The organism is Pyxidicoccus xibeiensis (genome assembly GCF_024198175.1).
GTDB lineage: Bacteria > Myxococcota > Myxococcia > Myxococcales > Myxococcaceae > Myxococcus > Myxococcus xibeiensis.
The window spans coordinates 65,566-88,626 of record NZ_JAJVKV010000019.1 but is presented as its reverse complement, the minus strand read 5'-3'; the positions used below and the strand labels follow the sequence as shown (position 1 = coordinate 88,626).

The following is a 23,061-nucleotide window of genomic DNA, read 5'->3' as shown; positions in this document are numbered from 1 at the left end:
GCGCACCCACCGTCACGTCACGCCGGCGCGCGCAGCGCCCCCTCGGGGAGCTGGGGGAAGGGGATGAGGCCGTTGAGCGCCGCCTGGAGCCCGGGGGCCGTCAGCAGCGCGAGCACCAGCAGGATGGCGGAGAGGATGAGCGCGGCGGCGAGGTTGCCCTTGCGCACCTCCGCCAGTTCGTCGATGCCGGGCGTCATCCGGTCGAACAGGAGGATGCCGAGCGCGAGCACCGCGACGCCCACGCCCAGCGACAGCCCCACGTGCAGCACCGCCACCGCGAGCAGCTTGCCCACCATCAGCGGCTGGAAGGGCGGGGTGCGCACGGTGAGGTCCACCGCGTCCGACGTCGCCTGCACCGCGTGCTGCACCAGCAGCCCCAGCGCCATGAGGCTGGAAGCATGGACGACACCGGCGGCGGTGTTGCCCTGGCGAAGCTCCTCCACCGGGTTGGTGCCGAGGATGCGGCTGAGGCCGCGAAGCCCCAGCCAGATGCCGAGCGCGGCGACGAGGCCGCCGAACACCACCTTGACGAGACCGACGAGCAGGAGGACGAGGTCCATGAGAGCGCAGGGTACGGGCGCGGCGGAAGGGCCGCCGCGCCGCGCACTCTATACTCTCAGGGCCTGCCGAATGCCTGCGTCCAGTAGTGCCGGTAGGTGCTGGAGGGCGCGTAGTAGTAGCCGACGCCCAGCTGGGTGAGGCCGGGGTTCATGATGTTGTTGCAGTGCCCGGTGCTCGACATCCACCCATTCACCACGGCCGCCGCGGTGGAGTACCCGGCCGCCACGTTCTCCGCGGCGCTCCGGTAGGTGTAGCCGGCCAGCGTCATCCGCTGCCACGGCGTGGAGCCATCCGAGCCCGTGTGGCCCATGAAGTTGTTCGTCCCCATGTCGCGCGAGTGCTTGCGCGCCGCGCAGCGCAGCCGCGTGTCCAGCGTCAGCGCGGGAGCGGCAGGCTTCGCCACGCCACCACAGGTGGCTCCGGCCGCGCGCCGCTGGTTGACGAGCGTGAGCACCTGGGCCTCCAGGTTCGCCCACGCCGGGTCCCACGTCGTCACGTCATCGCAGTACGCGAAGGCAGAGACGGCGCCGGACGGCTCGGCCGTCTCCACCGAGGGGACGAGCGCGCCCTCGCCTTCGTCGGAGGGAGTCTCGGGGGCACCGCAGCCACCGAGGACGGCGGCGCCAACCAGCAGCAGCGAGAGGGGGCGGAAAGCCATGTGCATTCCTGTCATGTGAGGGGTGGAAGTGGCCGCCTCGGGGGAGACGGCCACCTCCATCCTGCCTGCATGACGCCCTGCACGCGAAGAGGGACCCGCCTGGGGCCTGGATGCCAGGGTGGTTCGGTGACACCACCCGATTGCAGCCGCAATTCATTGTCCCCAGGCACCGCCACTACTCGGGCGGCCCACGCCTCGGAGGCGGTTCGTCCTTCATGCGCAGGTACTCCTCGTCTGTGAAGACGCGGCTGCGGGTGAGGAAGCGCACTCCGAGTGGCGCCTCCAGGCTGAAGCCCGCGCCGCGCCCGGGCACCACGTCCAGGGTGAGGTGCGTGTGCTGCCAGTACTCGAACTGTGCACCGCCGATGTAGACGGGGCAGCCCTCCACCTCGCCCAGGAAGACGTCCCGCTGGCCCACGCGGAACTCGCCCTGCGGGTAGCACATGGGAGCGCTGCCGTCACAGCAGCCTCCCGACTGGTGGAACATCAAGGGCCCGTGCGAGGCGCGCAGCTGGCGGATGACGGCCGCGGCCTCGGGCGTCACCTCCACCCGGGCCACCATCAGAAGAAACCCAGGGCCTTCGGGCTGTAGCTCACCAGGAGGTTCTTGGTCTGCTGGTAGTGGTTGAGCATCTTGAGGTGATTCTCGCGGCCGATGCCCGACTGCTTGTAGCCGCCGAACGCCGCGTGCGCGGGGTACAGGTGGTAGCAGTTGGTCCACACGCGCCCGGCCTCGATGGTGCGGCCCGCGCGGTAGGCGGTGTTGATGTCCCGCGTCCACACGCCGGCACCCAGGCCATAGAGGGTGTCATTGGCCATGCGCATCGCGTCGTCGAAGTCCTTGAACGTCGTCACGCTCACCACGGGCCCGAAGATCTCCTCCTGGAAGATGCGCATCCGGTTCTGGCCCTGGAACACGGTGGGCGCCACGTAGTAGCCGTCCTTCAGGTCGCCGGAGAGCTGCACGCGCTCGCCGCCCGTCAGCACCTTGGCGCCCTCCTTCTTCCCGATGTCGAAGTAGCCGAGAATCTTCTCCAGCTGGTCGCTCGACGCCTGGGCGCCCAGCGTCGTCGTCGGGTCCAGCGGGTTGCCGGGCTTGATGCGCTTGACGCGCTCGAGGGCACGCTCGATGAATGGGTTGTAGATCTTCTCGCTGACCAGCGCGCGAGAGGGGCAGGTGCACACCTCGCCCTGGTTGAGGGCGAACATCGCGAAGCCCTCCATGGCCTTGTCCAGGAAATCGTCGTCCTGGGCCATGACGTCGTCGAAGAAGATGTTGGGGCTCTTGCCGCCTAGCTCCAGCGTCACGGGGATGAGGTTCTCACTGGCGTACTGGAGGATGAGCCGGCCGGTGGTCGTCTCACCGGTGAAGGCCACCTTGGCCACGCGGGGGCTGCTGGCCAGGGGCTTGCCGGCCTCGACACCGAAGCCGTTGACGATGTTGAGCACGCCTTCCGGCAGCAGGTCCTGGATGAGCTCGGCGACGAGCAGAATGGTGACGGGCGTCTGCTCCGCGGGCTTGAGCACCACGCAGTTGCCCGTCGCGAGCGCCGGGGCGAGCTTCCACGCCGCCATCAGGATGGGGAAGTTCCAGGGGATGATTTGCGCGACGACGCCGAGCGGCTCGTGGAAGTGGTAGGCGATGGTGTCGTTGTCCAGCTCGCCCGCCGAGCCTTCCTGGGCGCGGATGCAGCCGGCGAAGTAGCGGAAGTGGTCGATGGCCAGCGGCAGGTCGGCGGCGAGCGTCTCGCGGACCGGCTTGCCGTTGTCCCAGCTCTCCGCCACGGCGAGCATCTCGAGATTCTGCTCCAGGCGGTCGGCAATCTTGTTGAGGATGTTGGCGCGCACGGTGGTGGAGGTCTTCCCCCAGGCGACGCGTGCGGCGTGGGCGGCATCCAGCGCCTTGTCGATGTCCTCGGCGGTGGAGCGCGGCACCTCACAGAACGCCTTGCCCGTCACCGGGCTGATGTTCTCGAAGTACTGCCCGCGCACGGGCTCCACCCAGCGACCGCCGATGAAGTTCTGGTAGCGGGACTTGAACTTCACCTTCGAGCCGGGCTGATTGGGGGCGGCGTACACCATGGTGCTCTCCTTCAGGGGTGGGCTGCGGGTGGATGCGCCGCCGTGCCAGAGCACCCTGCATGCCAGCGCACACTCCGCCGACGTCGCGGCGCGTCGTGTCCCGGTCTGCAACACCGTCGCGGACAGGAGTGGCGCAGGGTGCAACACATCTGCCTCGCGGGCGTGAGAGCCCGCAGCCAAAGGCGACAGTGGCGCTCACGAGCGGGGCGGCAGCACGATGCCGAAGCGCTCGACCATGCGATAGAGGGTGCTCCGGGCGATGCCCAGCCGGCGTGCGGCCTGCGCCACGTTGCCACCACTGCGCGCAAGCGCGTCCTGGAGCGCGCGGGCCTCCAGCTCTCTCAGGGCCCGGGGTGCATCCCCAGTGTTCGGAGCTGCCGCGGGAGCGCTCCAGTCGGCGACAGGCTCCGCGCCCCTGCTCGGCGGCACGGCCCCGGGAGCCTCCGGCTGCGACCTCCTGCCCAGCTCGGGTGGCAGGGCCGCCACATCCAGAATCGCGGCGCCCGCTGCCCGCACGAGCGCCAGGCGCAGCACCGTCTTCAGCTCGCGCACGTTGCCGGGCCACGCGTGAGAATGAAGCCGGTCTAGCGCGCTCAGCGACAGCACGGGCCGAGTCTGCCCGGCGGACTGCGCCAGCTCCGCGAGCAGCGCCCGGGCCAGCTCCGGGAGGTCCGAGCGCTCCCGCAGCGGAGGCAGCCGCAGCGTGGCGCCCTGGAGGCGGTAGTACAGGTCGGAGCGGAACGTGCCATTCCGCACTGCCGCCTCGAGGTCCCGGCAGGTGGCCCCGATGAGGCGGAAGCGCGCATGGCGCACGCGCGACTCACCGACGCGCGAGTAGCTTCCATCCTCGAGCACGCGGAGCAGCAGCACCTGGAGCGCGGCGGGCATCTCGGCGAGCTCATCGAGGAAGAGGGTGCCCCCGTCGGCCGCCGCGAGCTTGCCGTCCGCGCCGCCCGTCCGCGCGCCCGTGAAGGCGCCCGGGGCATGGCCGAACAGCTCGCTCTCCAGCAGCGCGGGCGAAAGCGCCCCACAGTTGACGGCCACGAAGGGGCCACTGGCCACGGCGCTGGCGGCGTGCAGGGCCCGGGCGAGCAGCTCCTTCCCGGTCCCCGTCTCCGACAGCAGGAGCACCGGAATGTCCGTGGGGGCGAAGCGCGCCGCCTCCGCCAGGGTGGCGCGCAGGTGCGGGTCGCTGCCCTTGAGTGAGACCCAGGGGCCCTTCTCCGGCGCGGCGGCCGGCGGCACCTCCACGCGAGGCGCCGGAGCAGGTCTCGCACGGGACACGAGCGGCTCCATCCGCGCGAGCACCGCCAGCGCCGCGCCGTCCCCGCCCTCGCTCACCGTCTCGGCATGCACGCGCCAGGGCGTGCCACGGACGTTCGCCTCCAGCGGCGCTCCCCGCAGCGACGCTTCCTTCAGCTCGCGCCAGGAGAGCCCGAGCACCGCGGCCCACGCCCGGTCCGCGCCGGACGTGGCCTCGTCACCCAGCAGGGCTCGCGCGGCGCCGTTGGCCTGGCGGACCCGCCCCGGTGACTCGATGAGGAGGACTGGCCCATCCTCACGCGACAGGCGTGACTCCACGCCACTCCTGGCCGTGGCGGCCACGCGGGCCCAGGCCAGCTCGCGCAGCCGGGCCTCGACGGCGTACGCCATGCTCGCCACCGTCACCAGGACGAGCGGATCCGCCGCGCCCGCGGGCCCGGTGACGTCCAGCACCGCCAGCAGCTCCCCAAAGGGGTCATGCACCGGCGCGGCGTAGCAGACGAGGCCGTGGTGCCGGTGCGCGTAGTGCGCCGGTCCCACCACGGCCACCGCCGAGGACTCCGCCAGCGCGGTGCCGATGGCGTTGGTGCCCCGGGACGTCTCGTCCCAGCAGGCGCCCTCGATGAGGCGCACGTCGTCCGCGTGGGAGCCGAACTCCCCGCCCGAGCCACGCGTGGAGAGGATGACGCCGTCCCGGTCCGCGAGCAGCGCCACGCGGCCGGACGGCAGGGGCGCGGAGGCGAGCGCCTCCATCATTCCCCCGACCTCGTGCCAGACCGGCTCGAGTCGCGCGCGCCGCTCGACGAGCTCCAGGTGTCCCACGCTCGGGCCCTCGCCGGGCAGTCCGGTGCAGGGCGCGCCCAGGGCGCGTGAGCGTTGCCAGCGGCTCAGGATGGGGTGCAGCCCGCTCCCTGCGTCGAGCGCACCGACGAGGAACTGCTCCCAGAGGAGCGGAGAGGCGCTGAGAGTGAGGGTCCCCACGCCTTCATTATTCGGCCAGCCGCCGCGCCGCCGGCAACCCGGCCGCCGTACGAATCTCCGACTCTGGACTGACGCAATGCGCCGTCCGAGCGCCGTGCGTCAGGGCTTCGTCGGGGGTTCCCACAGGCGCTCTCGCGGCAGCGCCAGCACGGTGGCCGCCGAGGCATGGAGCGAGTCCGGAGCCAGCCGTCCGTCACGAGCGGCCCGGCCCAGCCAGTCCTGGATGGCGCCTCCGGTGCGGTCGAAGCCGTCGGCCTTGAGCAGGCCATGGAGGCCGGCGGCCAGCACGTGCATGCCGTCGTCGGCCTTGCGCCAGCGCTCGCCGGCGGGGATGGCGACGCCGAGCCGCTCGTTGATGAGCTGCTCCAGGGCCTCCGCGGTGTCCTCGTCGAAGAGGCCTTCGAGGGTGGTGTACCCGAACTTCGGGTCGTGGTCGGCGACGATGCGGGCGAGCAGCGAGTCGCGGCGCAGCACCGCCAGCGCGTCGACGATGTCCGGGTGCTTCACGTCGAAGGGCGGGTGCAGGATTTCGTGCGCCGCGTTGCGGATGACGAGCGCGTCGGGATAGTCGAGGTGGGTGAGGAACCGCTGGCCGATGACCTTGATGCCGTGGGGCTTGGAGAAGTGCATCAGGTCGATGGCGATGTCCGGCTGGAGCTGACGGCCCAGCAGCCGCTCCTGCTCGGCGATGACGTCCACGCCGGCCAGGCGCTGGTGCAGGGCCTCCTTGCGCCGCTCCACCCGCTCACCGACGACCTCCTGGCGGAGCGCGGGGAAGCCGGCGGTGGCCAGCGCCTCGAACACGCGCGCCAGCGCCGGTCGCGCCTCGAGGAACCAGGCCCAGGCCCCGGCGTCCCAGTACGGGCTGGCGCGGTAGCCGGGCAGCAGCTGCTGCTCCGCATCGGCGAGGGCGCCGCGCAGCTCCGCGAGCGTCCCGGTGGGGCCGGCGGAGAAGACCACGCAGAGGAACGGACCGAGCAGCCGGTCCTGGCTCGAAGAGGAGGCCTTGAGCTGCTGGATGGTGGACACCGCCTCGGGGGCGAGCCTGGGGCCGATGCGGGCCAGCTCCTCCGGGTAGTAGCGGGCGTAGAAGGGGTCCGCGGACAGGGGCCCCAGGAAGCAGAGCAGGTCCAGCCCCTCGGAGCCGGAGACCTTCCAGCGGGTTCGGGACGAGGCCGGGGCACCAGGTGCAGGGAGGCTTCGGGAGGCGCAGCCGACAGCCGCGAGGAGCGGCAGGTGGAGCAGGGCAGTGAGGCAGTCGCGTCGGTTCATGGCCCGCGTGTAGCCGCTACCGGCGTGCCACTCTTGAATCCAGTTGACCTCCGGCCGGCGTTCCGCGCCTCAGCGCGGCCGGCGTGCGTCCCGTGAGGGCGACCACGTCGCGAGTCATGTGCGCCTGGTCGGTGTAGCCCAGGGCGAGGGCGAGCTGGGCCAGCGGCAGGGGTGAGCCGGGAAGCATCCGCCACGCCTGGAGCGCACGCACCTCGGCACGGTAGCGCTTGGGCGACACGCCGTAGGCACGCTTGAACCCGCGAGCGAGGGTCTCCGCCGCCAGGCCCAGGGCGTCCGCCTGCTCCGCCAGGCACAGCGAGGGGTCGGCACGAAGTGCGGCAGCGAGCAGGTCCGGCCAGTCCTGCTGCTGGCCCGTCGCCGGTCCCAGCGACGTGGAGAGGAGGTCCGCCGCGGCCCGGGAGTCGCGCTCGGCCGCCCTCACCACGGCATCGACGTCCCGGAGCATGGCGACCGACACGTCCGGCACCGCGGCGGGAAGCGGCAGGTTCAGCACGACGGCGCCGCGGGTGCCGAACTGGTCGGCATGGGCCTCGAAGGGGCGATGGAAGACCACGGAGCCTGCGCCCAGGTGGAAGCGCCCCGCGTCTCCGGCCTCGACATAGCCACCGGAGACGACGACGGCGGCGTACCCGCTCACATGGAGGTGGCGCTCCATCCGCGTTGCCGCCTGGAACTGCTGCCGGGCGGGCGGTCCCCGGGTGCTCGTCGGCTTGGGCATCGCCCGGAATTGAACCACGTCGGAGGGGTTGGCGCTGCGTTGCCTTCGCGCCTACGGTGCGCGGTCCACGGCTGACGAACAGTCCGGGTTCGAGGAGCGCATGTCCGCCGCCAGCAGTGAAGCAGGGGCCGGGGAGCAGGGGATGGGTGCGATGAAGCTCCTGTGGCGCAACAAGGCGTTCCGCTCCCTGTGGTCCGCGCGGGTCATCTCCTTCACGGGGGACTCGCTCAGCCTGGTGGCGCTGATGCTCCATGTGGCTGGCACCACCGGCCAGGCGCTCGCGGTGTCGCTGCTGCTGCTCGTGGGGGACTTCGCTCCCGCGCTGCTGGGCCCCGTCACCGGAGCCATCAGCGACCGGTTCGACCTGAAGCGGGTGATGATTGCCTGCGAGCTCATCCAGGGCGCGCTGCTGCTCGTCATCGCGCTCACGCTGCCGCCGCTGCCGGTGTTGCTGGCGCTGGTGGGCCTGCGCGCCGTCGCGGGCCAGGTGTTCCAGCCCGCGTCCCGGGCGGCGGTGCCGGCGCTGGTGCAGGGGCGCGACCTGGAGACGGCGAACTCCACCCTCGGCTTCGGGACCAACGCTGCCGAGGCCCTGGGGCCCTTCCTCGCGGCGGCGATGTTCCCCTTCATCGGTGTCCGGGGCGTGCTGCTCGTGGATGCCGTCTCGTTCCTCGTCTCGGCGGTGGTGCTGGCCTTCGTGCCGCCGCTGCCGCCAGTCGCTTCCGGAGAGGAGGGCGCACCCACGTCCTTCTTGCAGCAGGCGAAGCAGGGGCTGGGCTACATCTGGTCGGCGCCCGCGGTCCGCGTCATCGCCCTGGGCTTCTGCGCCGTCGTCGCGTTCAACGGAGTGGACGACGTGGCGCTGGTGGTCCTCGCGAAGGAGACCTTTCGCGCGGGCGACTCGGCGGTGGGGCTGCTGCTGGGCTCCGTCGGGGTGGGGCTGGTGCTGGGCTATGCGCTGCTCGCGCGCTACGGCGCACGCGCGTCGATGCCGGTGCTGCTCATTGCCGGGTTCGCCGTGAGCAGCCTGGGCAACCTGCTCACCGGGCTGGCCTGGGCCGTCTCCGCCGCGCTCGCGATGCAGGCGGTGCGCGGCGTCGGAATCGCGGCGATGGACGTGGCCACCAACACGCTCATCCAGCGCGTGGTGCCGCCGGGGATGCTCGGCCGCGTCTTCGGCAACCTGTATGGCGCCATTGGCGTGGCCGCGGCCCTGTCCTACGTCGGCGGCGGCCTGTTGCTGGATGCCACGTCGGCCCCGGTGACACTGATGGTGGCCGGGGCCGGGGGGACGCTGGCCACGCTGGTGGTGGCGTTCGCCCTGCCGGCCGCGCTGCGCAGGAGCACGATGTCATGACGGAAGCGCCGGAACCGTCAGACCGTGGAACCCGGGGTGCACGGCCTTCACGTACGCGTATCGGGCGAGCGCCCCCACCACTTGCCTTCGGATGTCCCCATGATGCCCTTCCTTCCGAATCCCGATGATGAGCTCGGCACGCACAACCCGCTCCTCCTCACCGTCGACAACCTGCTCAGCGCCGAGGAGTGCCGCGCGATGATTGAGCGAATCGAGCAGGAAGGACCGACGGCGGCGCCCATCACCACGTCGGCCGGGTTCGTCATGCGTCCCGACATCCGCAACAACACCCGGGTGATGTTCGACGACGTCCCGCTGGCGACAACGCTGTTCGAGCGCATCGCGCCACACCTGCCGCGCCGGCTCGAGGGCAAGTGGGAGGTGTGCGGAGCGAACGAGCGCCTGCGCTGCTATCGCTATGAGGCGGGTCAGTACTTCGCTCCGCACTTCGATGGCGCCTTCGTGCGCAACCACAATGAACGGAGCCTGCTCACCTTCATCGTCTACTTGAATGACTGCCCGCATGGCGGCGCGACGAACTTCTTCGCGCTCGAGCAGTCCGTGAAACCCCGCATGGGCACCGCCCTGCTCTTCAACCACCATCTGTTCCACGAAGGCGCGATCGTCACCGAAGGACTCAAGTATGCGCTTCGCACCGACGTCATGTATCGGCGTGTGGGGGCGTGACGGCCTGCTTCAGCCTGGCGAGGGTGAAAGCCCCTCGCCGTGGCGGCTCCAGCGCTCCTGGAGCCGCGGGAGCACGGCGCGGAAGGCGATGAACCACAGAGCGCCCGCGACCAGGTCGACGGCGTAGTGGTAGCGCAGCACCACGGTGGACAGGATGATGGCCACGGCCACCGGCAGCAGCGCCCGGAAGCGGCGAGGGTGCTCGCGCCGGTCATGTTCGAGCAGCACGAGGGTGATGTACGTGTGCAGGCTCGGGAAGATGTCGAACGCGGAGGAGCCGCTCGCCACCACGGCCGCGTTCAGCCGGGTGAGCCACCCGCCCTCGATGGGCACGGTGAAGAGCTCCGGGAATGCTACCGCCGGACCGAGCCCCGGCAGCAGGTAGTACCCGGCGATGCCCGGCACATACGCGGAGAAGACGTAGGTGAAGAAGCGCTCCGCCCGCGCGCGGGGCCCCACGACTGCCCACGCCATCGCGAGGTGCAGGTACGCGTGGAACGCGAGGTAGCTCGCGCTGAACACCTCGTTCACCCACGGCGTGCTCCACTGCTGGAGCCACGCCGACGGCGTGACGCCGAACACGAGCACATCGGCGGCGAGCAGCCACCCGTCCCGGGCCGGCAGCCCCAGGGCGGGGATGGTGTGCTTCACGGACGCGTAGAAGAAGAACGTCGCGGCATAGGCCAGGAGCAGCCGCACGCGGAAGGCGTGGGCGAGCCCGTCCAGGCGAGCGAGCACCGCCACGCTCGCGATGAACAGGACCGTGGCCCCGAGCACCCGTGGAGTGATGGCGGCGTCGAGGCCCGCGACGACCAGCAGGGCCACGGAGAGCGCCACGCCGAAGCCGGCCAGCAGCGCCTCGTGCGGATACGGCCGCTCAGGCATCCGGCGTGACGCGCTTCAGCTCGCGCATGAGCGAGCCGCTGACGACGCCGCGCACGAACGAGAAATAGGACGGGATGAAGGGAGCCCCCTGCGCCACCAGCTCCGAGCGCAGCGTCCGGTGCAGCTCGGGGAGGTTGTACCAGGGCACGCGCGGATACAGGTGGTGCTCCAGGTGGTAGTTCTCGTTGCACATGAAGAAGCGCGTCACCGGGTTGGACAGGATGGTGCGCGAGCCCCGGACGGGGTGGTTGCTCTCCGGCAGGAACGTGTGCTGGCTCATCCCCCGGATGTTCACGAGCGTGTTGATGACGAGCATGGGAATCACCCACGCATGGAGCAGCACCGTCCCGGGCACGAAGGCCGCCGCGAGCGCGGCGCCCACCGCGAGCAGCGTCACCTCCAGCGCTATCCATCGGCGCTCGGAGGACGTCCCGTGCTTCCAGCCGAGGATGGGAATCATGGTGATGTACGCGGGGTAGCCGAGCAGCAGCCGCCCGATATGCATCAGCAGCTCCAGCCAGCGCCGCCCGGTGTAGTTGCCGTAGTGGTCCGGGTCCTTCCCTCCGCCCAGGTCCACATGGTGCCGGAGGTGCAGCACCTTGTAGGCCGCGAAGTTCTGGAGCACGGGGAGCGCGCAGGCGATACCGCCCAGGCGGTTGAGCCAGCGGCGTCGTGACAGGCTGCCGTGGACGGCCTCGTGGGTGAACAGGCTGATGCCGTGGAGCGACGCCGCGGCGACGACGTACAGCACCACGCGTGCGAGCCACTCCGGTGCCGAGGAGGAACCCGTCGCGAGCCGGACGGAGAGCACCGCGGCGACCGCGTAGAACGCGATGAACAGGACAAGCCGGGGAACGTGCCGGAAGTCGACTTGTTCGAGTGCACGCAGCGTGGAGGGAGTGAGGGGAGCGGTCGGAAGCGGCATGGCTGTTCCGGGAGGAGGGGACGATGCCATACAGTCGGCGCCTCCGTCGACGTCACCTCCCGTCGCCGAATGCTTCCCGTGAGCTCAACGCCGTACCGACTGAAGTTCGCCGTCGTCCGCGAGGACCCCGAGCTGGAGCTGGCGCTCGTCGCACGCACGAAGGCGCGAGCCGTCCTCACCGTGGCCTCCGGAGGCTGCACCCTGCTCACCCTCGCCCGGCGTCACCCGGAGCTGGACCTGGTGGGCTTCGACTTCAACCCGCGCCAGCTCGCCCACGTGCGGGAGAAGGCACAGGGCCTGGGCCGTCTGCCGCTGGAGCGGTTCAGCGTAGGCGACGCGGACCCGGCCGGGCTGAACCAGCGGGGTGAGTTCGAGGGACTGTTCCGCACACTCCGTCACTTCGTCGAGGAGTTCGTCGCGCCGGCCTCCGAGCTCGCGGCCTTCTTCGCGCCGGCCACCTCCGCCGGGGAGCGCGGCGCGCTGCTGTCCCGCTGGTTCGGCTCGCCCTACTGGCCGGTGGCGTTCGACCTGGCGCTGGCGGCTCCGTTCCTTCACGCGATGTTCGGCCCGTCGGCGACGCAGCATGCGGAGCCCGGCTCGTACCCCGGCTACTTCCGGTCCGTCTTCGAGCGGGGGCTGCGGCGGGAGGACGCTCCGCGCAACCCGTTCCTCCAGCACGTGCTGCTCGGCAGGTACCTTCCAGAGGATGCCCCCGAGTACCTGCGCGCGGACCGCCCGCTGACGCTGTCGCTCGTCGAGGGCTCGCTCCCGGACGTCCCGGGGCTGGGGCGCTTCGACGTCGTCTCGCTCTCCAACATCTTCGACTGGTCGGACGACACGCTGGTCGCGAGCTGGGCCGCGCTGCTCTCCCGCGAGGCCCGGCCCGGCTGCGCGGTCCTCTGCCGGCAGCTCAACAACCGCCGGGACCTACGGCGCTTCTTCGAGCCCGCCTTCGAGTTCGACGACGCGCTCGGCGCGGAGCTGCTCGGGAGGGACCGCAGCCTCTTCTACGAGCGCATCGAAGTCGGATTCCGACGATGAGCGGCGTGCGCTACGTGGTCGTCCGCCCCGACTCGCTCGGGCCCTATGTCGAGCGGCTGCGCCAGCTGGAGCAGGGCATCCTCTATCCGCTGGCGGATGGGGCGGACCACTTCTTCATCGACCACGGGCCCGACTACCACCCGTTCTTCTCGTCCATGGGCGAGGCGTACTTCCTGCTCGCCCTGCGCGGTGACACGCTGCTCGGCTCGGTGACCGGCGTCGCCCGGAAGGCCGTCCGGGGCCGCCGCTCCATCGACTCGCTCTACATCTGCGACCTCAAGGTGACGGCGTCCGCGCGCGGCACGGGGCTGGCGCGAAGGCTCATCCTCCAGGGGCTCATGCACCTCTTCCGCATTCCGGCCCTGCGCCGCACCCGGCTGCTGTACGGCGCCGCGATGCGAGGGGCGCGGGGTGATGTGATGCACACGGCGCGCGGCTGGAATCCGCTGCGGATGGGACGGCCCGCGAGCCGGCTGGCGCTCTACTTCGTCCCGCCCTCCCGGCTCGCGGAGCTGGACGCTCGGGGCGGGCCCGGGCTGCCACCGGGGGAGGGACTGCTCCTGGGGCCGGCGCCGGGGCGGAGGCTCGAAGGGGCGGGCTGGTGCACCACGGCCGGGAGCAAGGACCTCCAGCGACTGTCGACGCGCAGTCCCTGGCCGCTCGTGCACCTCGCGGCGCCGCCCGAGGCGTGGCCCCACGGCTGGGCGGAATACCTGCGCACCTGCGGTGAAGAGCTCGTGGCCCGGGGCGGGGACGCGCTCGCCTGCTTCAGCGTCGATGAGCGGCTGGTGGGCCACACGGAATGGTTGCGCAGCGCGGGCCTGGCCCCCGACTCGGTGTGCACCGTCTATTCTCTCGACCTCTCCTTCCCGGTAGAAGCGACAGCATGGGTGCACCTTCCGTCCTCCGAAATCTGAAGCTGCGCCATCACATCACCGGACTGAAGGCGGAGTGGAATGCGCTGGAGTCGCCCTACCTGCGCGCGCTGAGGGACGGCTCGTTAGCGCGCGAGGCCTTCATCGAGACGCAGCTCCAGTTCTTTGGCGCCGTCTCGCACTTCTCCCGGCCCATGGCCCTGCTGGCGAGCCGCCTGCCCCGGCCCGACCAGCGGCTGCCCCTCGTGGAGAACGTCTTCGACGAGCACGGGCGCGGAGACCTGGGACACGGCCATGAGCGCACGTTCCTGCTGCTCCTGGAGCGGTTGGGCGCCGACCTGAGCCGTGTCCGCCGGAGCGGGACTTGGCCCGAGGTGCGCGCCTTCAACGCCGCGCTGACGGGCCTGGCCGCGTTCGACCCGCCGCTCACCGGGCTCGCGGTGTTCGGCGTCATCGAGGACCTCTTCAGCGCCATCTCGCTGGAGCTGGGGCGCGGCATCGTCTCGCGCGGGTGGCTCGTGGCCTCCGAGGTGGCGCACTACCCGACGCACGCGACGCTCGACGAGGAGCACGCGGAGGGCTTCTACCTGCAGCTCGACGGGCCCTACGGAGAGGACGCGCGAGCGGCGGAGGAAATCGAGCAGGGGCTCGCGCTGGGAGGGCACCTCTTCCTGCACCTCTATGACGACCTCTACCGGGGACGCGGGCGCCGCGGCTGAGGCGCGGCAGCGCACCCATGGACGACAAGCGCTACCGCATCCCGGCGGGGCTCCACCGGGTGGAGCAGGACATCGAGAAGAGCCGCTTCATCACCACGGCCGCCCACGCGCCGACGGTGGAGGAGGCGAAGGCCTTCATCGCCCGCGTCCGCGACGAGTTCCCGGATGCGAACCACAACTGCTGGGCCTACGTCGTGGGGCCTCCGGGCTCCACGGCGCAGGTGGGCATGAGTGACGACGGCGAGCCCCACGGGACGGCGGGCCGGCCGATGCTGACGGCCCTGCTCCACGGCGGTGTCGGGGACGTGGCCATGGTCGTCACCCGCTACTTCGGGGGAACGCTGCTGGGGAAGGGCGGGCTGGTGCGGGCCTACACCTCGGGCGTCCAGCAGGCGCTGGAGGGCCTTCCCACCACGGAGCGTGTGCGGAAGGTCCGACTCGCCGTCGAGCTGGAGTACGCGAGCATCGACGGCCTGCGCCGGCTCCTGCCCTCATACGAGGTCCAGGTGGTGTCGGAGGAGTACGCGGCCACGGTGGGCTACCGCCTGGAGCTTCCCGTCAGCCGCGTGGAGGACTTCAAGGTGGCGCTCCTGGACCTGACCCAGGGACAGGTGCTCATCGAGGCGGAGGAGCCCGAAGGTTGACCGTGGGCCCCGCAGAGGGGAGCCTCCACGGCGATGAGCGCAGGCCCCGACCTCTTCTCCGCTTCCGTCGATGTGAACCGCTTCGCGCCGCTGGCCGAGCGGATGCGCCCGCGCAAGCCCGATGAGTTCATCGGGCAGGCCCACCTGCTCGGCCCTGGCGCTCCGCTGCGCCAGCTCATGGAGCGCAAGGCCATCGTGTCGTCCCTGTTCTGGGGCCCGCCGGGCGTGGGCAAGACGACGCTGGCGCGCATGCTCGCCTCCAGCGTCGAGGCGGAGTTCGTCATCCTCTCCGCGGTGTCGGACGGCATCCCCCGCATCCGGGAAGTGGTGGCCGAGGCCGAGCGCCAGCGCAACCAGTACTCCCGGCGCACCGTCCTCTTCGTGGACGAAATCCACCGCTGGGCGAAGAACGTCCAGGAGCAGGCGCTGCCCCACGTGGAGAGCGGTCTGCTCGTCCTGCTGGGAGCCACTACGGAGAATGTCAGCTTCGAGGTGCGCCCCGCCCTCATCAGCCGGTGCCGCGTCTTCCAGCTCAAGGAGCTCACCCTGGCGGACATCCAGGGTGCGCTCACGCGGGCGCTCGACGACGCGAAGCGGGGGCTCGGGGCGCGGAAGCTGACGGTGGGCGAGGAGGCGCTGACCCTGCTGGCGAAGGGAGGCGCGGGCGACGTGCGCAAGGCGCTGGGCGCACTGGAGTTCGCGGCCAGCCTCACCGCCGACGGTGGGGAGATAACGCCCGAGCTGGCCCGCGAGGCGGTGGGTACCAGCCTGTCGCGCCACGACAAGGACGGGGACGAGCACTTCGACCTGCTGAGCGCGCTCCAGAAGTCGTGCCGGGGCTCCAACGCGCAGGGCGCCATCTTCTGGGCGGCGAAGCTGCTCCAGACGGGCGATGTGGTGTCGCTGTGGCGCCGGCTCAAGGTGATTGCGGTGGAGGACGTGGGCATGGCGATGCCCGAGGCCATCGGCATCGTCCGCGCCTGCGAGGAGAGCTTCCACTCCATCGGCATGCCGGAGGGGCGGCTCTTCGTGGCCCATGCCGTCGTCACGCTGGCGACGGCGAAGAAGAGCAACCGCGCCTACCAGGCGATGAACGCGGCGCTGGAAGCCCTGGAGCAGCACCCCAACGCGGCCCCGCCGCTGCACCTGCGCAACGCCCCCACGGAGCTGATGAAGGAGCTGGGACACGGGCAGGGTTACCAGCCGCCGTGGACCTTCAAGGACCACTACGCGCCCGGGCAGACGTACCTGCCCGCGCCGCTGGAGCGTGCCGTCTTCTACCGTCCGAGCAAGGAAGGCTACGAAGCGGAGGTCCACGAGCGGATGACGCACTGGTGGCGCGAGGACAAGGCCGCCAAGGGCGAGTAGCTTGCTGCCAGGCGACGCGGGCTCGGAGGAACCCATGGCCTGGTGGAACCCCTTCAAGAAGACTGACGCGCAGACCGCTCCCGTGAGCGCCGCCCCGCGGGCCTCGACCTCGAAGGAGCTGGAAGAGCGCCTGCTCCGGGACCGCATCATCATGCTCGGCACCCCCATCGACGACGAGATAGCCAGCCGCGTCGTCGCGCAGCTGCTCTTCCTGGAGAGCGAGAGCCCCACGCGGAGCATCCGCCTCTACCTCAACTCCCCTGGCGGCTCGGTGACCGCGGCGCTCGCCATCTGCGACACGATGGAGTTCGTGAGGTCGGACGTGTCGACGACGTGCGTCGGCCAGTGCTCTGGAATCGCCGCGCTCATCCTCGCGCTCGGCGCGCGGGGCCAGCGCTTCGCCATGGCTGGCAGCCACTACCTCCTCACGCCCCTGACGGGCGGCAGCAGGCCGGGGGATGCGGCGGTCATGGACCGGATGCGCCAGACCTTCGCCGAGCGGCTGGCACGCGCCACGGGCCAGTCGGTCACCCAGGTGCTGCTGGACTGCGAGGCGGAGCGGCGCATGAACGCCCAGGAGGCCAAGGACTATGGGCTGGTGGACGGAGTCGTGGACAGGCCTGGGGGCTGACGCAGCGGCATGAAGCGCCAGCCAAAGGCCCACATCGGGACGGCCGTGGCACCGAAGCCCGCGCCCAGCCCGTACAGCACCTCGTCGAGCGGCACGCCCAGGAGCCTGCCCGGAAACAGCAGGCTGGGCCTCCACGTGCGGTCGAAGACTCCGGGCACGAGCGCGGCGAAGACGAGGCACAGCCCCAGGTAGATGAGGGCCGTCAGCAGGGCTCCGAGCAGGCTGGGAACCGCCAGATCACGGCGCGCGAGCAGCAGGGCCGTGGAGACGGACACCATGGCCACCACCGCCGCATAGAGGATGGGCACGCCCGCCGCGAGCAGTGCGCCCGTCACCGCCAGGGCGGCAGTGAAAGCTCCCGCGGCGCGGAGCCAGGGCCGTGTGACGGGCAAGCCCTGGGGCACGGGCGTCCGGCGGAACACCACCGCATAGGACGATGACGAGAAGGCCCCCAGCCCCACGACGAACAGCACGTCCTCGATGCCGAAGCCGATGAGGTCCGCGAGCCCGAAGAGGAACCGGGGCGTCCAGTACTCCGGATAGAAGAGCCACTCCGTCGCCGCGAACGGCAGGGAGGTTCCAGCGGCTCGCAACATCAGGGGGCGCAGGTCCGGGCGCGTGAGCCAGAAGCTGACTCCCGGCACCAGGAACAGCAGTGACAGGACGAGGAACTCGTACCGCACGCGTGCCTCAGCCCAATGCGAGGCCGACGAGGGGAAGGCAGACCATGGCCGTCGTCGCGCCAATGGCCGCCGCCACGCGCAGCAGCATGCGCCGCGAGCCGGGCGGAGCGGGACGTGTCAGCACCACCCCTACGGCCGCCAGCGCGGGCAGCAGCAGCCACGCGTCCGCGCGCAGGCCCACCGCCGCCAGCCCGAGCGGCGCGAGCGCCAGCGTCAGGGCATTCAGCGCCAGGATGACCCACGCGGCACGCTCACCGCCCACGCGCGCGGGCAGGGTGAGCTTCCGGCTCTCGCGGTCGGACGGCTCGTCCGGCAGCGCGGTGGCGATGGCACAGGCCAGGTGCGTGGGCAGCAGGCACGCGACGAGCCACCAGGGAAAGCGGCCGAGCGCTCCTCCCTGCGCGAGGTACCCATAGAGCGGGAGCACGCCGCTGACGCCCACCATCTGCAGCAGCTCGCCCCCGCCCCGGTACGAGAGCCGCAACGGCGCGTAGCTGTAGGCCCACAGCAGTGCCAGCGCCACCAATGCCAGGGGCACGAGCAGCGGCACGCCACGCGTCACCGCGAGCCCCACCGACACCAGCAGCAGTCCCACCGCGCAGACGAGCGCGGCGATGCCGAGCGCACGCGCCGAGAGTCGCCCCTCCACCAGCACCCGCGAGCCGCCGGAGAACACGGTGGCCGTCCGGTTGCGGCGGTCCGTCTCCTGGTCCGCCCAGTCATTGGCGTAGACGATGAAGAGCTGGTCCAGCACGCCGAAGAGCTGCACTCCGACCAGCGTTGCCATGTCCAGCGGGTGCCCCGACAGGCGGACCGCGACCAGCTGTCCGAGCAGCAAGGGCAGCGCGATATAGGACTGCGACGGCAGCCGCGAGGCCTGGAGCCAGGCCCGGAGGGCCGTCATGGACGCCCCTCGCGCGACAGGCCCAGGCGGCGGGCCGCCTCCGTGCGCAGGTCGGCGAAGGGCAAATCCCACCGGGGCTCGCCTTCCAGCCGCCACGCCTTCACGGGGATGTGGCCCTCCCGCGCGAGCGCCCGGTGCAGCCGCGTCTCCTCGTCCGGCTCCCGCGCGAAGCCGAAGGGGTTGCGGTACTCCACGCCCTGGAGCTGCGAGTACTTCGCGTCGTTATTGGCGATGAGCGCGAGCAGCGACTCCCGCCGGCCCTCCAGGTACTCGAGGAAGGCCGCATCGAAGGGGCGGATGGCCGCGCGCTGCTCGGGCTCACGCATCACCCAGCGGGCCCAGTCGTAGCCGAAGAGGAAGTCGTGCGCGTAGCGGAAGCGCAGCTCGGACTTGACGCCGAAGCCGTGGCACAGCGTCATCACCCTGCGGGCGAAGGCCTCCATCTCCCGCGGCCCTCCGGCGTCCCACAGACAGCGGGCCGGGTAGTCGAGGTCCCAGAAGATGTTGTGCGGGAAGTTCTCCACCAGCGCCTGGACGATGTCGCAGAGCCCCTCGGTGAAGGCCCGCAGGCGCACGACGTCTTCCTGTCCCGCCGCCACGCGCTCCGCCAGCTCGCGCGGAGTGGGGGCACGCTCCCGTTCTGGAGAGAGCGAGGCGCGCGCGCCAAGCAGCGGCTCCAGCGCCTCCAGCCGGGCGCACAGGGCATCAGGCAACGGGTTCATGAGGCCTGCGCTCCGAGCGGGCCCCGGCCGACGAGCAGCAGCATGCCGGACAGGGTGAGCGTCCCCCACCAGATGGCGCGGTGCAGCTCCAGCTTGTACGCGGACTGCGCGCCGAAGGCATTCGTCACCGCGTCCGGGCTGCGGCGCCAGGCGCGCACCCCGAAGAACAGCACCAGCGAGGCGGCGGGAATCACCGCGGCCGGCGGAGGCGCCTCGCGGGCCATCCACGGTGCCCCGAACCACAGCAGCGAGCCCAGCACCAGCAGGGCCTCCGAGCCCCGGCGGGCCGCGGCGTTGCCTCGCAGCGACGCCCAGGTGCGCTTGCCTCCGGCGCGGTCGCTCTCCTCGTCGGACAGCCCGCTGGCCAGCGCGCTCGACAGCGCCATCGCGAGCATTCCCGGCGCCAGTGCCACGAGCCACGCCGGCGCCCACTGGCCGCACTGCGCATACGCGTGCAGCGCGGGGAGCACGCCACCGACGCCCACCATCTCCAGCAGCTCGCCGCCGCCCCGGTAGTTGAGCCGCAGCGGAGGCAGCGTGTAGGCGATGAAGACGAACAGGGCGAGCGCGGCGATGGGCAGCAGCAGCGGGCGCTCCAGCACGGCCCCGGCGACGGCGGCTATCAGCAGCGCCACCACCCCGGCGCCCAGCCCCGCGACGAGCAGGGCCCTGGCGGGGAGGATGCCGTCCGGAATCGTCTTGGGGGAGCCGGCCCTGGGGAACATCTGGCGCTTGAGGGCGTCCACCGTCCTGTCGCCCCAGTCGTTGAGCAGGACGATGAAGGCCACGTCCGCCACCATCCACAGCACACCGAAGGCGAGCGCCCGCGCGGAGGGGCCTCCCGCATGCACCGCACCCACGGCCTGTCCGAGGACGGCCGGGACGAACACCTTCGGCCAGCTCGCGGGCTTGAGGGCGTACCACCAGCGCTCCGCGAGGCCCATCGACTCGACATGCATGAGTCCCGTCTCCCTGAGGACGGGAAACATGTGCTGTTCCCCGCTCGCTAGCAAGGAAGGCGGCAGGCCCCTGTCGAACCCTGGCGGAAGCCGCCAGGGCCCTGGGAAGCCGGTGTCGGGGGACTGCGCTTCAGTACTTCAGGCCCGGCACGAGCGCGCCGGTGGTCCACCCGCGGTTGTGGGCGCTGAAGATGCCCACGCCGTAGGCGCTGCCCTTGGCCTCGATGGTGCGCCCGTCGCCGAGGCTGATGGCCACGTGGCCGGGACGGAAGAGCAGCGCGCCGCGCGTGCGCAGCGCCTCGGCCACGGAGATGGTGGTGCCCTTGTTCTTCACGTGCGGGAGCTGGTTCATCGTCCCGTCGGGGATGCTGACGCCGGCCTGGTGGGCCGCCCACTGGACCAGCTCCGAGCAGTCGAAGGCCTTCGGGTTCTTGTCGTTGAGGTTGACCTCGGCGCCGAAGATGTAGCGGTCCCCTGCCTGGGACAGCGCCTTCTGCACGAAGGTCTCCGCGGTGCCGCGACCGGTGGGGCCCGGGTTGGAGGGGGGCGGCTTCGCACCGCCCGCGCGCAGGGCGCCCCACGTCTTCGGCCCGACGATGCCGTCCGCCGTCAGTCCCTTGGCGCGCTGGAAGGCCAGCACCGCGGCCTTCGTCTTCGGACCGAAGTCCCCATCGGCTTTGCCGGGGTTGAAGCCCGCGGCGGCCAGCCGGCGCTGCAGGTCCGCCACCACCGGGCCCTTCGAGCCCATGCGCACGGTGGCCGGCAGCGCGGAGGCAGCGGCAGTGGAAACTTTGCGAGAGCCGGTAGCGGAGACGTTGGGGGACATGGGCAACTCCAGCAGGCGTGGGGGGCGGCCTATTTTTCCTGGATTGTCGGGAGAAGATGTCCAGGGTTGCGTGGACCTGGCGCGATTTGCGCGACCTGTCTCCCGGCGTTCACTGCTTGCTCGGCCGCGAGCGGCTCCGTATCTCCCACTGAGGCCCTCTTCCCCGGAGTCCCCATGGCCGCCCCCTCTTCGCAGTCAGGCTCCCCCAACCGGTTGGCCCGTGAGCCGTCTCCGTACCTGCGCCAGCACGCCCACAACCCGGTGGACTGGTTCCCCTGGGGCGAGGAGGCGCTCGCCCGCGCGAAGGCCGAGGACAAGCCCATCCTGCTGTCGGTGGGCTACTCGGCCTGCCACTGGTGCCACGTCATGGCGCACGAGTCGTTCGAGTCTCCGGACATCGCCCGGCAGATGAACGAGGGGTTCATCAACATCAAGGTGGACCGCGAGGAGCGGCCGGACCTGGACCAGCTCTACCAGGGCGTGGTGCAGCTGATGGGGCAGGGCGGCGGCTGGCCGCTGACGGTGTTCCTCACGCCGGACCTGAAGCCCTTCTACGGAGGCACCTACTTCCCGCCCGAGGACCGCTTCGGACGCCCCGGCTTCCCCCGGCTGCTGGCGTCGCTGCGCGAGGCGTGGGCGCACAAGCGGGAAGAGGTGGGCAAGCAGGCCCGGCTCTTCGAGGAGGGCCTGGGCGAGCTGGCCGCCTACGGCCTGGACGCCGCACCCGGCACGCTGTCCGCCGGGGACGTGGTGGAGCTGGGCCGGCGCATGGCGCAAGAGGTGGACCCGGTGCACGGCGGGTTCGGCGGCGCGCCCAAGTTCCCCAACCCGATGAACGTGGCGCTGCTGCTGCGCGCCTGGCGCCGCGGCGGTGGCGCGCCGCTGAAGGACGCGGTGTTCCTCACGCTGGAGCGCATGGCGCTGGGCGGCGTCTACGATCAGCTCGGCGGAGGCTTCCACCGGTACTCGGTGGACGCGCGGTGGCTGGTGCCGCACTTCGAGAAGATGCTCTACGACAACGCGCAGCTGCTGCACCTGTACGCGGAGGCGCAGCAGGTGGAGCCCCGGCCGCTGTGGCGCAAGGTGGTGGAGGAGACGGTGGAGTACCTGCACCGGGAGATGACGGACGCAGGCGGCGCCTTCTACGCGGCGCAGGACGCGGACAGCGAGGGCGAGGAGGGGAAGTTCTTCGTCTGGCGCCCGGAGGAGCTCCAGGCGGTCCTGCCCCCGGCCTGGAAGGACCTGGTGCAGCGCCACTTCCGAATCACGCCGGAGGGCAACTTCGAGGGAGGCGCCACGGTGCTGGAGGTGGCGGTGCCGGTGGAGGACCTGGCGCGCGAGCGTGGGGTTCCGGTGGCGGAGCTGGAGCGGGAGCTGGCCGCGGCGCGCACGGCGCTCTTCGAGGCGCGCGAGCAGCGGGTGAAGCCGGGGCGCGACGACAAGATTCTCGCGGGGTGGAACGGGCTGACGATTCGCGGGCTGGCGCTCGCCGCGCGCGTCTTCGAGCGGCCGGACTGGGCCCGGCGGGCCGCGGACGCGGCGGACTTCGTGCTCGCGAAGCTGTGGGACGGGACGCGGCTGGCGCGCTCGTACCAGGAGGGACAGGCGCGCATCGACGGCTTCCTGGAGGACTACGGCGACCTGGCCTCGGGGCTGACGGCGCTCTACCAGGCCACCTTCGACGTGAAGTACCTGGAGGCAGCGGACGCGCTGGCGCGGCGCGCGGTGGAGCTGTTCTGGGATGCGCGGAAGGGGGCGTACCTCACGGCGCCCCGGGGGCAGAAGGACCTGGTGGTGGCGACGTATGGGCTCTTCGACAATGCGTTTCCCTCGGGAGCCTCCACGCTGACGGAGGCCCAGGTGGCGCTGGCGGCGCTCACGGGTGACAAGCGGCACCTGGAGCTGCCGGAGAAGTACGTGGCGCGGATGCGTGAGGGGCTGGTGGGCAACCCCATGGCCTACGGGTACCTGGGGCTGGCGGCGGACGCGCTGCTCGACGGCGCGGCGGGCGTCACCTTCGCCGGGACGCGCGAGGCGGTGGCGCCGCTGCTGGCCTCCGCGAACCGCGTGTATGCGCCCACGTTTGCCTTCGGCTGGAAGGAGCCCGGGGCGCCGGTGCCGCCACTGCTGGCGGAAATCCTCGAGGGCCGTGAGCCCGTGGGAGACAGGGGCGCGGCCTACCTGTGCCGGGGCTTCGTCTGCGAGCGGCCGCTCACGGAGGCAGAGGCGCTGGCGGGGCGGCTGGTGGCGGCTCCCACCGGGGCCTGAGGTTCGACCGG

Annotated in this window: 23 protein-coding genes; 9 read left to right on the top strand and 14 right to left on the bottom strand. The window is 71.4% G+C overall.

All coding sequences use genetic code 11. From position 1 onward, the window contains the following. Positions 1 to 17: 17 nt before the first annotated feature. The 7 genes from LXT23_RS44305 to LXT23_RS44275 form a co-directional block, all read right to left on the bottom strand. Complete coding sequence (locus LXT23_RS44305; protein ID WP_253986561.1) at positions 18 to 560, bottom strand: DUF350 domain-containing protein; 543 nt, start codon at positions 558 to 560, stop codon at positions 18 to 20. Positions 561 to 616: 56 nt separating this feature from the next. After that, on the bottom strand, positions 617 to 1,219 hold the full coding sequence (locus LXT23_RS44300) for a CAP domain-containing protein (RefSeq protein WP_253986560.1): 603 nt from the start codon (positions 1,217 to 1,219) through the stop codon (positions 617 to 619). Positions 1,220 to 1,394: 175 nt separating this feature from the next. Then, on the bottom strand, positions 1,395 to 1,781 hold the full coding sequence (locus LXT23_RS44295) for a DUF779 domain-containing protein (protein WP_253986559.1): 387 nt from the start codon (positions 1,779 to 1,781) through the stop codon (positions 1,395 to 1,397). Next, positions 1,781 to 3,301: an acetaldehyde dehydrogenase ExaC gene (gene exaC / locus LXT23_RS44290; protein ID WP_253986558.1), complete on the bottom strand. Its 1,521-nt coding sequence runs from the start codon at positions 3,299 to 3,301 to the stop codon at positions 1,781 to 1,783. Before exaC ends, LXT23_RS44295 begins: the two co-directional genes overlap by 1 nt. A gap of 195 nt (positions 3,302 to 3,496) precedes the next feature. Then, the gene (locus LXT23_RS50545; RefSeq protein ID WP_253986557.1) at positions 3,497 to 5,545 is read right to left on the bottom strand and encodes a sigma-54-dependent Fis family transcriptional regulator; all 2,049 of its coding nucleotides are present in this window, start codon (positions 5,543 to 5,545) and stop codon (positions 3,497 to 3,499) included. A 99-nt stretch (positions 5,546 to 5,644) separates the two neighbouring features. Then, a complete protein-coding gene (locus tag LXT23_RS44280) occupies positions 5,645 to 6,817 on the bottom strand; it encodes a hypothetical protein (protein WP_253986556.1) in 1,173 nt (390 codons plus the stop codon). Between the two features lie 16 nt (positions 6,818 to 6,833). Next, positions 6,834 to 7,556, bottom strand: a complete 723-nt coding sequence (locus LXT23_RS44275; RefSeq protein WP_253986555.1) for a helix-turn-helix domain-containing protein — start codon at positions 7,554 to 7,556, stop codon at positions 6,834 to 6,836. A gap of 100 nt (positions 7,557 to 7,656) precedes the next feature. Between LXT23_RS44275 and LXT23_RS44270 the strand changes: the two genes are divergently transcribed. Beyond that, on the top strand, positions 7,657 to 8,913 hold the full coding sequence (locus LXT23_RS44270) for an MFS transporter (RefSeq protein ID WP_253986554.1): 1,257 nt from the start codon (positions 7,657 to 7,659) through the stop codon (positions 8,911 to 8,913). A 99-nt stretch (positions 8,914 to 9,012) separates the two neighbouring features. Continuing rightward, complete coding sequence (locus LXT23_RS44265; protein WP_253986553.1) at positions 9,013 to 9,600, top strand: prolyl hydroxylase family protein; 588 nt, start codon at positions 9,013 to 9,015, stop codon at positions 9,598 to 9,600. 9 nt (positions 9,601 to 9,609) lie between these two features. Here LXT23_RS44265 and LXT23_RS44260 read toward each other — a convergent pair whose 3' ends face one another. Further along, positions 9,610 to 10,485 (bottom strand): phosphatase PAP2 family protein, encoded by an 876-nt coding sequence (locus LXT23_RS44260; protein ID WP_253986552.1) that lies wholly within the window; start codon positions 10,483 to 10,485, stop codon positions 9,610 to 9,612. Next, the gene (locus tag LXT23_RS44255; protein WP_253986551.1) at positions 10,478 to 11,410 is read right to left on the bottom strand and encodes a fatty acid desaturase family protein; all 933 of its coding nucleotides are present in this window, start codon (positions 11,408 to 11,410) and stop codon (positions 10,478 to 10,480) included. The genes LXT23_RS44260 and LXT23_RS44255 overlap by 8 nt, the downstream gene beginning before the upstream one ends. A 78-nt stretch (positions 11,411 to 11,488) precedes the next feature. Between LXT23_RS44255 and LXT23_RS44250 the strand changes: the two genes are divergently transcribed. Genes LXT23_RS44250 through LXT23_RS44225 form a run of 6 tightly spaced genes read left to right on the top strand, consistent with a single transcriptional unit; the run spans position 11,489 to position 16,688 of the window. Continuing rightward, positions 11,489 to 12,451 (top strand): DUF3419 family protein, encoded by a 963-nt coding sequence (locus tag LXT23_RS44250; protein WP_407692958.1) that lies wholly within the window; start codon positions 11,489 to 11,491, stop codon positions 12,449 to 12,451. Further along, on the top strand, positions 12,448 to 13,368 hold the full coding sequence (locus tag LXT23_RS44245; RefSeq protein ID WP_253986549.1) for a GNAT family N-acetyltransferase: 921 nt from the start codon (positions 12,448 to 12,450) through the stop codon (positions 13,366 to 13,368). Before LXT23_RS44250 ends, LXT23_RS44245 begins: the two co-directional genes overlap by 4 nt. Continuing rightward, complete coding sequence (locus LXT23_RS44240; RefSeq protein WP_253986548.1) at positions 13,338 to 14,045, top strand: TenA family transcriptional regulator; 708 nt, start codon at positions 13,338 to 13,340, stop codon at positions 14,043 to 14,045. Before LXT23_RS44245 ends, LXT23_RS44240 begins: the two co-directional genes overlap by 31 nt. Positions 14,046 to 14,062: 17 nt before the next feature. After that, complete coding sequence (locus LXT23_RS44235) at positions 14,063 to 14,689, top strand: YigZ family protein (protein WP_253986547.1); 627 nt, start codon at positions 14,063 to 14,065, stop codon at positions 14,687 to 14,689. Positions 14,690 to 14,722: 33 nt separating this feature from the next. Further along, the gene (locus tag LXT23_RS44230) at positions 14,723 to 16,057 is read left to right on the top strand and encodes a replication-associated recombination protein A (RefSeq protein ID WP_253986546.1); all 1,335 of its coding nucleotides are present in this window, start codon (positions 14,723 to 14,725) and stop codon (positions 16,055 to 16,057) included. 34 nt (positions 16,058 to 16,091) lie between these two features. Then, positions 16,092 to 16,688 carry a ClpP family protease gene (locus tag LXT23_RS44225; protein ID WP_253986545.1) on the top strand — a complete coding sequence of 199 codons (597 nt, stop codon included), beginning with the start codon at positions 16,092 to 16,094 and terminating at the stop codon, positions 16,686 to 16,688. Here LXT23_RS44225 and LXT23_RS44220 read toward each other — a convergent pair. The 5 genes from LXT23_RS44220 to LXT23_RS50540 form a co-directional block, all read right to left on the bottom strand. After that, positions 16,646 to 17,371, bottom strand: a complete 726-nt coding sequence (locus LXT23_RS44220; protein ID WP_253986544.1) for a lycopene cyclase domain-containing protein — start codon at positions 17,369 to 17,371, stop codon at positions 16,646 to 16,648. The two genes, LXT23_RS44225 and LXT23_RS44220, sit on opposite strands and share 43 nt — an antisense overlap. Before the next feature lie 7 nt (positions 17,372 to 17,378). Further along, positions 17,379 to 18,275, bottom strand: coding sequence for a prenyltransferase (locus LXT23_RS44215; protein ID WP_253986543.1), 897 nt, complete (start codon positions 18,273 to 18,275; stop codon positions 17,379 to 17,381). Further along, entirely contained in the window at positions 18,272 to 18,997 is a 726-nt protein-coding gene (locus LXT23_RS44210; RefSeq protein ID WP_253986542.1) for a ferrochelatase, read from the bottom strand. Before LXT23_RS44210 ends, LXT23_RS44215 begins: the two co-directional genes overlap by 4 nt. Continuing rightward, on the bottom strand, positions 18,994 to 19,956 hold the full coding sequence (locus LXT23_RS44205) for a prenyltransferase (protein WP_253986541.1): 963 nt from the start codon (positions 19,954 to 19,956) through the stop codon (positions 18,994 to 18,996). The genes LXT23_RS44210 and LXT23_RS44205 overlap by 4 nt, the downstream gene beginning before the upstream one ends. Positions 19,957 to 20,086: 130 nt before the next feature. Beyond that, entirely contained in the window at positions 20,087 to 20,704 is a 618-nt protein-coding gene (locus LXT23_RS50540) for a C40 family peptidase (RefSeq protein ID WP_323379154.1), read from the bottom strand. A 252-nt stretch (positions 20,705 to 20,956) separates the two neighbouring features. On the opposite strand from LXT23_RS50540, the gene LXT23_RS44190 reads away from it, so the two are divergent. Further along, a complete protein-coding gene (locus tag LXT23_RS44190; RefSeq protein WP_253986540.1) occupies positions 20,957 to 23,050 on the top strand; it encodes a thioredoxin domain-containing protein in 2,094 nt (697 codons plus the stop codon). The last annotated feature ends 11 nt before the right edge of the window (positions 23,051 to 23,061 follow it).